10 protein-coding genes are annotated in these 11,016 nt (G+C 59.8%); 5 read left to right on the top strand and 5 right to left on the bottom strand.

The window, feature by feature from the left end; genetic code table 11:
• Positions 1-28 precede the first annotated feature (28 nt).
• The gene (locus ACN2TU_RS12385) at positions 29-1,831 is read left to right on the top strand and encodes a helicase C-terminal domain-containing protein (protein WP_435155691.1); all 1,803 of its coding nucleotides are present in this window, start codon (positions 29-31) and stop codon (positions 1,829-1,831) included.
• 86 nt (positions 1,832-1,917) lie between these two features.
• Positions 1,918-2,988 (top strand): N-acetylmuramoyl-L-alanine amidase, encoded by a 1,071-nt coding sequence (locus ACN2TU_RS12380; RefSeq protein ID WP_435155690.1) that lies wholly within the window; start codon positions 1,918-1,920, stop codon positions 2,986-2,988.
• A gap of 113 nt (positions 2,989-3,101) precedes the next feature.
• Here the strand turns inward: ACN2TU_RS12380 and ACN2TU_RS12375 are convergent, their stop codons facing one another.
• Genes ACN2TU_RS12375 through ACN2TU_RS12365 form a run of 3 tightly spaced genes read right to left on the bottom strand, consistent with a single transcriptional unit; the run spans position 3,102 to position 6,135 of the window.
• Entirely contained in the window at positions 3,102-4,106 is a 1,005-nt protein-coding gene (locus ACN2TU_RS12375) for a class I SAM-dependent methyltransferase (protein ID WP_435155688.1), read from the bottom strand.
• On the bottom strand, positions 4,099-5,211 hold the full coding sequence (locus tag ACN2TU_RS12370) for a 60S ribosomal export protein NMD3 (RefSeq protein ID WP_435155687.1): 1,113 nt from the start codon (positions 5,209-5,211) through the stop codon (positions 4,099-4,101). The genes ACN2TU_RS12375 and ACN2TU_RS12370 overlap by 8 nt, the downstream gene beginning before the upstream one ends.
• 42 nt (positions 5,212-5,253) lie before the next feature.
• Positions 5,254-6,135 (bottom strand): NAD-dependent epimerase/dehydratase family protein, encoded by an 882-nt coding sequence (locus ACN2TU_RS12365; protein WP_435155685.1) that lies wholly within the window; start codon positions 6,133-6,135, stop codon positions 5,254-5,256.
• A 172-nt stretch (positions 6,136-6,307) separates the two neighbouring features.
• Between ACN2TU_RS12365 and htpX the strand changes: the two genes are divergently transcribed.
• The 3 genes from htpX to radA all read left to right on the top strand — a co-directional run bounded on the left by htpX (position 6,308) and on the right by radA (position 9,034).
• Complete coding sequence (gene htpX / locus ACN2TU_RS12360; RefSeq protein WP_435155683.1) at positions 6,308-7,186, top strand: zinc metalloprotease HtpX; 879 nt, start codon at positions 6,308-6,310, stop codon at positions 7,184-7,186.
• Between the two features lie 57 nt (positions 7,187-7,243).
• The gene (gene pspAB, locus ACN2TU_RS12355; protein ID WP_435155682.1) at positions 7,244-7,849 is read left to right on the top strand and encodes a PspA-associated protein PspAB; all 606 of its coding nucleotides are present in this window, start codon (positions 7,244-7,246) and stop codon (positions 7,847-7,849) included.
• 153 nt (positions 7,850-8,002) lie between these two features.
• Positions 8,003-9,034 carry a DNA repair and recombination protein RadA gene (gene radA, locus ACN2TU_RS12350; protein WP_435155680.1) on the top strand — a complete coding sequence of 344 codons (1,032 nt, stop codon included), beginning with the start codon at positions 8,003-8,005 and terminating at the stop codon, positions 9,032-9,034.
• Positions 9,035-9,253: 219 nt separating this feature from the next.
• Here radA and sufU read toward each other — a convergent pair whose 3' ends face one another.
• Together sufU and ACN2TU_RS12340 are read right to left on the bottom strand one after the other, a co-directional pair.
• The gene (sufU, locus tag ACN2TU_RS12345; protein ID WP_435155679.1) at positions 9,254-9,670 is read right to left on the bottom strand and encodes a Fe-S cluster assembly sulfur transfer protein SufU; all 417 of its coding nucleotides are present in this window, start codon (positions 9,668-9,670) and stop codon (positions 9,254-9,256) included.
• Between the two features lie 27 nt (positions 9,671-9,697).
• A complete protein-coding gene (locus ACN2TU_RS12340) occupies positions 9,698-10,987 on the bottom strand; it encodes an MFS transporter (RefSeq protein WP_435155677.1) in 1,290 nt (429 codons plus the stop codon).
• Positions 10,988-11,016: the final 29 nt, after the last annotated feature.

The raw sequence follows: 11,016 nt of genomic DNA, 5'->3' as shown, positions 1-11,016 counted from the left end.
TACCCCTCGGCTATCGTTACGCTATACAGTGAACCCCGAGCGGATTTTAGACGAGTTTCCCGCGCCCTCCTTTCGTGGCAACCAGCAGGATGCTCTCGAAGACATTCGGGCGGCCTTCGAGAGCGACAACGATGTGGTGCTGGTTCGAGCCCCGACGGGGAGCGGCAAGTCGCTCCTCGCACGTTCCATCGCAGGGTGTGCCAAACGGATCGAGGATGCCGACCCGGTCGATGCCACCGGGTCGTACTACACGACGCCACAGGTGTCCCAACTGGACGACGTTGCTGGTGACGACCTGCTTTCCGATTTAAAAATCATTCGCGGGAAACGAAACTACTCTTGCATCCTGCCGGGCGAGCACGACACGCCCGTCGATAGAGCGCCCTGCGCCCGGGAGAAGGGGTATGACTGCTCGGTCAAACATCGCTGTCCGTACTTTTCCGACCGGGCCATCGCCAGCAATCGAGAGATTGCGGCGATGACGCTGGCGTACTTCATGCGAACCGCCGGGTCGGAGGTGTTCCGAAAGCGCGACGTGGTGGTCATCGACGAAGCCCACGGACTTGCGGAGTGGGCCGAGATGTACGCGACCATCGACTTGAATCCCCGTACTGTCCCCATCTGGGACGACCTGAAGATTCCGGAGATAACCGGGCTGGACAGGGCGGTGGAGTACGCCGATAGCCTCTCGGGAACCTGCAAGCGGCGGAAGGACGACCTCATCGCACAGCAGGAACTCACCGCCCCCGAAGCGGCTCGGAGAGACCGCCTGCAAGAACTTATCTCCGAGTTGGACTGGTTCGTGGACGACTACCGAAACCCCGACAGCGCCACCGAGTGGGTCGTCGACCAACCCGACGGGGAGGGTGGCCCGATAACTATTAAGCCGATGAATCCGGAACGCTATCTTTCACACACCGTCTGGGAGCGCGGGAACAAGTTCGCACTCCTCTCCGCTACCATCCTGAACAAGGAGGCGTTCTGTGGGCAGGTCGGTCTCGACCCGGCCAACGTCGCGCTCGTGGACGTTGGCCACACCTTCCCGGTCGAGAACCGTCCGCTCTACGATGTGACGCAGGGGAAGATGACGTACGAACATCGCGAGAAAACCCTGCCGAAAATCGCGCGCACCATCGTCAAACTCATGCAGAAACATCCGGACGAGAAGGGTATTATTCACGCCCACTCCTACCACATTCAGGGGAAGCTAACGCAGAAACTCCACGAGTTCGGCGTCGGTGACCGCGTTTGCGCCCACGAACGCGACAGCAGGGACGCGGACCTCGAAGCGTGGAAGGCCAGCGACGACCCGGACGTATTCGTCTCGGTGAAAATGGAGGAAGCCCTCGATTTGAAAGGCGACCTCGCGCGCTGGCAGGTGCTTTGCAAGGCTCCGTTCTTGAACACCAGCGATTCGCGGGTCGCCCACCGCCTCGAAAACGGCCAGTGGGCGTGGTATTACCGGGCCGCGCTTCGCACCGTGATTCAAGCCTGTGGCCGGGTGATTCGCGCTCCGGACGATTACGGCGCGACCTACCTCGCGGACTCCAGCCTCCTCCAGTTGTTCGACCGCGCTCGCACCGACATGCCGGACTGGTTCGCCGAACAGGTGGACAGGATGAGTTCTCCCGACCTGCCGGAGTTCGACCCCGGTTCGGGCGGAAACGGTAGCGGTGGTGCAGGCGGCGGTGGCGGTTCCGGTGAGGGTGGCAGTTCTGGTGGGGGTCACGGTCAGCGTGATGATAGCGAGTCGGACACGAATTCACGATCCAAATCGCAGTACTCACGCAAGCGAAAGAGTCCGATGGCGGATGTATGGGACACGGAGTAGACGGCTGATGACCCGCGGAATCGGCATCTAATCAACCATGGTGGGTGTCTAATTTATCCTCTTGTTCGACGGAATCAGGACGAACGATGAGAGAAACGAGACGAACGATTCTCAAGACGATCGGTGGTATCGCGGGTACGGGTGCGATTTCCAGCCAGACAAGTGCGAAGAAAGCGATGCGACTTCCAGCGACGAAACCCGAGATGCAGTGGGCACCAGCGGACGAATCGAACTATAACGAGGCGGAACGCGAATCCGACCTCGACATCAGATGGTTCGTGGTTCACGTCGCACAGGCTGAAGCGGACTGGACGGTCAACTGGTTCCAAAACCCGAATGCAAACGCGAGCACGCACTACGTCGCCGACCATCGGACGGGCGATCTCACGCAGATGCTGGCCGAGTCGGATATCGGCTGGCACGCGGAGAACTGGCCGTACAACCAGCACTCGCTGGGCATCGAACATTCCGGTTGGGTCAACGAAACGGAGTATACCGATATACTGTACGAAGTCTCCGCGAAAATCGTCCGCTGGGCCGCGACCGAGTTCGACTTTCCGAAGCGCGTCCGACGCTACGATATCGCGCCCTGTGACGCGACGGACGGGGAGGGCGGTGTCATCGGTCACGACCAGATTCCGAACCCGAACGACTGCACGAAACCGGGCGGCATCAGTGGCCACTACGACCCGGGTTCGCTCTGGAACTGGGGGCGCTACGAAGGGTTCATCCGCCGCTGGGACGTGGAATCCGACGAAAACGCCGTTGTCCTCTCGAATGGTGCGGTTCATCACGGCCCGGACGAACACGCGAGAATCATGGATATCCCTGCGGGAGCGGTCGGCACCGCCACCGGAAACGTCCTCGTTCGCGGTGGCACGCAGTGGTACAAACTCGACTTCGATGGAACCTCCGGGTCGGTTCCGGCAGACGACGTGCTCTACGCACGATTCGATGTTGGGGCGTCCGTGGCAACGACTTCAGGGCTCAGCGTGCGGGCAGAACCGGACGGAGAACGGCTTGTGGTCGTTCCCGAAGGGACGACCGGAACCATCGCAGGTGGCCCGGTCGATACTACGGGCTACCGCTGGTGGAAAGTGGAGTACGAAAGCGGTGACACCGGGTGGTCTGCTGGCTACTGGCTCACATCAAACTGACGGTGTAGGCGACCCCTGAACTCACCATCAGGAAGACGAACAACAGCGAAATCAGTTTTTGTCGAAAATTTTCCATACGAAACCCGAACTATCCGAGGAAAATAAATCTTCGGTCACTCGATTCGTGCATCGACGACGACGTGCCAGACGCCCTCGCTGTGGCTCTTGACACGCCGTGTATCCAGCATTTCGACCGCACGTTCGTGATTTTTTGCCGCCTCCCGAAGTCGTTCGATGGGTCGATCCCAGAGTCGGTTTTCCGGCGTCGTTTCGTGCATGTGTACGATTCCGCCGGATTCCAGCGCCGTGAGGGCGCTGTCCAGATACTCGTGGGTTTCGTAGTAGCCCATCACGACGCGCTCTACGGGTTCGTCCATCTCGACGTTCCGGCAGTCAGCTCGATACGCGTCGATTCTGTCGGTTACGCCGTTCAACACAGCGTTTTCCAGGAGGAACTGAAACGCGGTCGGATTGCGCTCGACTGCCGTCACGTGCGCTCCGGCGCGGGCCATCGGGAGCGTGAAGTAGCCGATTCCGGCGAACATGTCGAGGACGCGCTCGTCGGGTTCGATTACGGCACCCATTCGGGCACGCTCCTGCTGATTTCCGGGTGCGAACATCACTTCCCGCAAGTCGAGAGCGTACTTCGTCCCATGCTCGGTGTGGATGGTTTCGGTGTCGCCAGACCCTGCAACGACCGTCATCTCGGGTTCGCGGTGCTCACCCGAGATGCCTTCGCGGGCGAGGACGGTGTCCGCCTCGCCATGCAAATCGAGGAGCGCTTTGCCGACTTCTTCTTTCCGGGAGCAGTCGCCGAACTGGACGAGGACGACGCTCCCGATGACGGCCCACGATTTCGGTGCCCTGTCGAGTTCGTCGTCGTCCCAGCCCTGTGCTCGAAGATGTGATTCCAAATCCGGCAGTCGGTGTTCCGGACTCACCTGCTCGATAACGTCGAGGACATCGGTTTCCGCGGGTTTCTCCGTCACCGGCAGTTCGACCGTTTCGCCGTCGTGTTCGCATACTTTTCGGGCGTCGTCGTACACCCCTTCCGCGGTCAGTTCGGCAATCGCGGTTTCCGCCCGCGGTTTTTCGACGAGAACGGCGAGGTCATTCATCGGGAACCACGTAGAGCCCTGACCGACTCTTGAACACTGGTATCGTGTCGGCGTCGTCGTCCATGTACGAGGGTCGCGCAATCGTCTTCGTTTGGAAGGTCTCCGGGTCGAGGACTTGCACCGCGTGCTCGTCCTCGACGGCGACGAGCGTGGTTTCTTCGGCGTCGTCGATGTGGCCCAGTTTTTTGGCGTCCGGGGCGTCGCCGTCCTCGAACTGGGATTCGTACTGCTCGCCGGTCGTGATTCGGATTCCCTTCAGGTTTCCGCGGACGCTGCGAACCAGCACCGGCCCTTCGTCGTCGTCCGGGTCGATGATGTCGCCGTGGGTGAACGGAGGGAGGCGAATCGCGTAGGTCACGCGATACACTTCGTTGCCGTCCTCGTCCTCCGTGACGAGCGTCTCGGAATCGGTGAAACTGCCGCCGAACTCCTCGATAACCTTGTTGGAAATCTTCTTGCCGATGTTGTTGGTCGAAACTTTGAGATCCAACCCGTCCGGCGTCTCGTCCACTTCGGTGATGAACGCGTTTCTGTCGCCCGTCGCCTCCATGTCGGCGACGATTTCGTTGGCGATTTCCTTGGAACGTTTTTCCTCCTCCGGCGTCGGGACTCGGTCAACGCCGCGCAGTTGGACGATGCTGGCGTAGTAGTCGCCCGCGATGCGGCCACAGCGGGTACAGGTCTGTCGAGCGAGCATGACGGGTACCATCACTTCCTCCTCGACCAGCGTTCCGCGGACGACGCCGGAGAAATAACAGTGCATCCGAATCGTGTTCTGGTCTATCTGTTCCGGTTCGACCTGCCACGACACGTCGCGGGCGTCCACGTGGACGGCAAGGGCTTCGCTCACTTCTTCTATCGCAACGTCCGTGTAATCCTGTGCGCCGATGTCTACCCAGCGTCTGCCGCGGAAGACCGCACCACACTGCGCGCAGACGCGGACTTCGATTCGCTCCGGGGCGTCCACGAGGTCGAAGCGCTCGAAGTAGCAGTCGTCACAGAGTTTTCGGTCTTGACTAGATGCAGAGGCGGGGTAGTCCCGTTCCGTGATATCCACTTCGATGGTGTTGCCACAGTTCGGGCAAAACTCGCGGGACTCAGTCATTGACGGTTCTATGTCGTTCTCACTTTTAAGGCTGTAGAACTCTTACGCGAACAGCGACACGTCTTCGTCCTCCGAATCACGCCACGAGTAGACTGGTTCCCACCCCAACATCGATTGGGCTTTCGCGGTCGAAAGGGCCGAATCGGTGCCCGCGATGTCACAGTTTTCGGGAAGCTCGCCGAAGAACTCACAGAGCACGTCTTCGATAGGGACATCGAGGTAGTTGTCCTGCGCACCCACGAGAAACGGTTCGTGCCCGCTGAAATCGGCCGTGATGGCGTCCTCGATGGCGGTTGCAACGTCCCGAACATCCACGTACGACCAGAAGTTCCCCGCGCCGGTTGCGAGGTCTGCTCGCGCATCAAGACAGTCGTACTCGCCGGGGAACTGTATCCACGACGCGCGAAGCGATGCGACGGGGACGCCGTGCCGCCGGGCGACCATCGCCCCGACTTCCTCGCCCACGACCTTCGACGTGCCGTAGGGATCTTCGGGACGAAGCGGATGGTTTTCATCCAGTGGCAGGTACTCCGGAAGCGATGGCGCGCCAGCGAGCGGAAATCCGTAGGCGCTCTCGCTCGACGCCCACGCGACGCGCGCATCTGCTCGACCCGCGGCAGTCAGCACGTTGTAGACGCTGATGACGTTGTTCTCGAAGACGCGCATCCCGGCGTGGCGCTCCGGGGACGGGCGCGCCGTCCAGTGGACGACGGCGTCCGGATTCTCGGTCGAAACGACTTCCGACGCTTCGACCTGTTCAGTTAGATCCGCAGTCCGAAACGAAAGGCCCTGATATCCCTGAAGATTCCACTCCGAGCGCGAGAGACCGACGCAGGTGACGTCCCACCCTTGCTCCGCGAGATGGACGGCAAGCCACCGTCCGGTACGGTCGAGGCTACCGGTTAAAAGTACCGTTCCGGTCATCGACGTACCCTCGTCGGTTCACACGAGAACATACCGTCCCTAACGCCCCTCCGTGGGTAAGCGTTCTGGCCCTCTTCCCAATATTTGCAATATAATAGGTGTGCAATAATTGTGTGATACTTCTCGGCACGACTGACGAATGTTTAAACGGTCGGAATCCCTAGACAGGTGTATGAAATGGAAGGCAGACTGGGGCCTCCGGGCCAGAATGGGCCTGACGATGTTCCTGCTGTTCGCGTTGTACATTGTGTTCGCCGTTGTGCTAGTCGAAATTCTCGATTTTGCACCATTTGTCATGCTTCTGATACTGGGTGGCTTCTCATTCGCCCAGTTCTTCTTCAGCGACCGCCTCACGCTGTGGAGCATGGGTGCACACGAAGTCAGCGAAAGCGAATATCCGGAACTGCACGGGATGGTGAGCCGTCTCTCCCAACAGGCTGACCTGCCGAAACCCAAGGTGGCTGTCTCCCAGACTCGTGTCCCGAACGCCTTCGCAACGGGACGTTCCCAAAAGAAAGCTGCCGTCTGCGTGACGACTGGCCTGATGCAAACTCTCAATCAGGAGGAGTTGGAGGGCGTTATCGCCCACGAACTCGCGCACGTCAAAAACCGCGACGTGATGGTCATGACCATCGCGTCGTTCCTCTCGACCATCGCGTTCATGGTCGTCCGCTGGGGTTGGCTGTTCGGCGGTGGTGGCGACAACCGCAATCAGGCGCCCGTCTGGGTCGCCATCCTCGCCTCGTTCGTCGTCTGGATCGTCAGCTACATCCTCATTCGCGCGCTCTCACGCTACCGCGAGTACGCCGCAGACCGCGGTGGGGCGACCATCACCGGCAAGCCGTCGGCCCTGGCGTCGGCCCTGCTGACCATCGACGGTCGGATGGACAGAGTCCCGAAAGAAGATCTGCGCGAGGAGGCGGAGATGAACGCCTTCTTCATCATCCCCATCAAGAGCGGTTTCATCGGGAAACTGTTCAGCACGCACCCGAGCACCGAGCGCCGGGTCGAACGCCTGCGTGAGATGGAACGCGAGATGGAATCGTACTAAGGCGTAATCACATAAGCATCGTCTCCCTTTTTCCGCTCCGCGTGCGTACACTCGCGCATGGGAATACTGGATGGAATCCGTGAAGTGCTCGGTATCCGGGCCGAGACGGATGCTGGACGGGATGCAGACCCAGAAGACCTCTTCGGCATGAGCACGGCCTACGTCACGATGGAGGCCGACCTTGGCTACGAACCGGTCGGGATGGCTGCCCTCTGTTTTTCGGAAGTGGATAGCACCGATTTCCAGAACGCAGTGGACGACGTTCACGCCATCCTCGAAGCCGGAAAGGAAGAAACGGGGACAGAGGCGCACGCGCATGTGGACAACCACGGCTATTCGTGGGTCGTCCTCGAAGACGACGACTTCGAAGATCTCGTCACCAGTCTCCACTTCGCCGCCGATACGTTCGTCGAACAGGGCTACGGGTCGCGCCTGCTCGCCGCTCTCTTCGGGTTTCGGCGCGACGGAAACAACGTTTATTGGGTCTATTCGTTCCGCCGCGGCGCATACTACCCCTTCGCCCCGAAACGCGGCCACGAACGCGATTCCGCCGCGGAGTTCAAACTGGAGAGCAACCTCGACGGCGAACTCGAAATCGAGTCGGACGAACAGTACTGGTACCCGCTCTGGCCCGACAACATCCACGAACATCCGTGGGATTGACTCTTCGCGTGTGTGGGTAACTCCCACAGAACTGACTCTTCCTATCTAAACCCTGCTGTTCCAACTCATCCACCCCTCCGCAGTCGTCCAGTTTCACTTTCACTCCGCAGTTAACGGGGGTTTATATGATGGTGAGAACAAGGGTGGAGTACGATGGCAGACGTAGACCTCGAAGCACTACCGGGCGTTGGACCGGCGACAGCAGAAAAACTCAATGATGCAGGATTCGACTCCTACCAGAGTCTCGCGGTTGCGAGTCCCGGCGAACTCAGCAACACCGCAGACGTGGGCGAGAGCACCGCCGCGGACATCATTCAGGCCGCGCGGAAGGAAGCCGACATCGGCGGATTCGAGACCGGTTCGCAGGTTCTCGAACGACGCGAACGAATCGGTAAACTCAGCTGGCAAATCGACGAAGTGGACGACCTCCTCGGCGGCGGCGTCGAAACGCAGTCCATCACCGAAGTGTACGGCGAGTTCGGTGCCGGGAAATCGCAGGTCACGCACCAGCTTTCCGTAAACGTTCAGCTTCCACGCGAGCAGGGTGGTCTCGGTGGTAGCGTCATCTTCATCGACAGCGAGGACACGTTCCGTCCCGAACGTGTCGACGACATGGTTCGCGGCCTTTCGGACGAAGTCCTGCAGGCCACGATGGACGACCGCGAAATCGAGGGCTCGCCCGACGACGATGAGGCGATGGACGAGCTCATCGACGACTTCCTCGACAAAATTCACGTCGCGAAGGCGTTCAACTCCAACCACCAGATGCTCCTCGCGGAGAAGGCACAGGAACTCGCCGGACAACACGAGGACAGTGAGTGGCCAGTTCGACTGGTCTGTATCGACAGCCTCACGGCCCACTTCCGTGCCGAGTACGTTGGCCGTGGTCAACTCGCAGAACGCCAGCAGAAGCTCAACAAACACCTCCACGACATCGACAAGGTCGGCAACCTATACAACACTGCTATCGTCGTGACAAATCAGGTCTCCTCGAACCCGGATTCTTTCTTCGGCGACCCGACCCAGCCTATCGGTGGTAACATCCTCGGCCACAAATCGACGTTCCGGATGTACCTCCGCAAGTCGAAAGGCGACAAGCGTATCGTCCGTCTCGTGGACGCGCCGAACCTCGCGGACGGCGAGGCTGTCATGCGTGTGCAGGACGGCGGCCTGAAACCCGAATAACTCTCCTTAGCGCTCCACACCGACGCTTCCCCCGAAATTTTTCCTTCCTTTCGATAATCGCATCCGTCCGTGTCGATTCGTTCGTCGTAAAATCACATCGCACCGACATCCACTGGATTCGCCGAAGCCGACCGCTCGATGTAATCTCGCTACGCACACCGAAGAACCGTTACCGACGAAAATTGTCCGCCACTGCACGGCATGATGACGCCTGTACCCTTATTCGGTCGTCGTCTGCTCGGTTTCCTTTTCCCCTTCGTAAATCTCTGCTCCGTCCTGGACGACTTTCTCGGCGAGGACGGCACATTTCACCCGCATCGGGCTGATGTCCACGCCGAGCATGTCGATAACGTCGTCCCTATCCATCTCCTCGACTTCGTCGAGCGTCATTCCCGGTAGCCTCTGCGACAGCATACTCGCACTAGCCTGACTGATGGCACAGCCGTCGCCTCGGAACGCGACCCGCTCGATGGTCTCTTCGTCGTCGTCGAGCGCCACGTCGAATTCGAGCTCGTCGCCGCAGGAGGGGTTGACCCCTTCGTGAGTGAAATGGGATTCTTCCAGTTCACCGTAGTTGCGCGGGCTTCGGTAGTGGTCGAGAATCTGCTGCCGGTACATGTCCGAACCCATGCTCATTGTTAAATCTGGGTAGGAGGGTGTCACCTAAAAGGATTCCGACGGTTCTGGCTGTTTCGAGCGTGTCAGTCCGTATCGTTCCACACGGAGGTCTTCGACATCGGCGAGGTTTCGAAGGAGTGGATGTGTTAGCCAGCAGGTGGAGATGAACAGGAGTCCGAACCCGGCAGTAGTCATGACGACCGCGTTCCCAAACACATCGCCACCGATTCCGCCGAGAAGCGACCCGAGCGGCATTGCACCAACTGAACCGCTGGCGAGTACGGACGAAACACGTCCCATCAAGTCTTCGGGGACGACGGATTGTACCATCGCTGAAAAAATAACGTTCGTCGCGCCGATTGGAACGCCTGCGAGGAAGAACAATCCCACGGTGGCCGGAAGCCATCCGACCGCGACAGCGGCGAGCCACGAAAGGCCACTAAGTGCGAAGCCGCCGACGCTCAATGCCGCCAGCGAGAACCGTTTCAGTGGTGTTGCTGAAAGCGACCCGACGAGCATCCCGCCAGTGATTGCGGCGAGGATGAATCCATACGTGTCCGGCCCACCGTAGGCGTTTGCGTAGGCTGGCAGAACTGCGAGAGCCGTCCCGATGGTTGCATTGACGACGAGGCTTCCGAGGAGTACCCAAACGAGAGCTGAACCACAAACGTAGCGGATTCCGTTCGAGAGTTCCATACGATAGTCGCCCATCGCTGAGGTGACGTTTTTCGTGTCTTCGTCGCGGTCACTGTCGTTGGTGTCGGCGGGCGGGATTCGGACGCCGACGAACACCAGTGCGGCGATGGCGAAGGTGACCGAGTCGATGAGATAAAGCGACACAGCACCAACTGCCGCGACGACGATACCGCCGAGGGCGGTGAAAACGAAATCGACGCCCTGATAGGCGAACGAGAACGCGGAGTTCGCTTCGACCAATTCCTCCTCCTCGACGACGCGGGGGAGGGCGGCCTGCTGTGCCGGGTAGACGAACTGATTCAGGAGCGAGACGATTGGCATCACGACGAGGACGACCCCCACCGAGAGCCATCCCATCGCCGCGGCGAACGGAATCGTGAGAACCAAAATTCCCTGTACGATCTGCGTTCCGACCAAAATCCGGCGTAGTTGCCACCTGTCCACGAGCGGTCCGACGAGAAACTGAAACGCTTGTGGAAGCATGGTGAGAAACCCCGCCAATCCGGTGTAGAACGACGACCCGCCGAGTTCGAACGCGAGCCACATCGCCGCGATGGTGTAGACGCTGTCTCCGGCGTTCGTTATCAAGCGTCCGAGGAAGAGTCGCGCGAATGCCCGATTTTTGAATAGAGAGCGCATAGAACGAAACAGGATTTCTCACGAGATAT

It is taken from the genome of Haladaptatus marinus, from assembly GCF_051194195.1.
The sequence above is the reverse complement of the archived record's forward strand: the minus strand, read 5'-3'. Positions and strand labels throughout refer to the sequence as shown.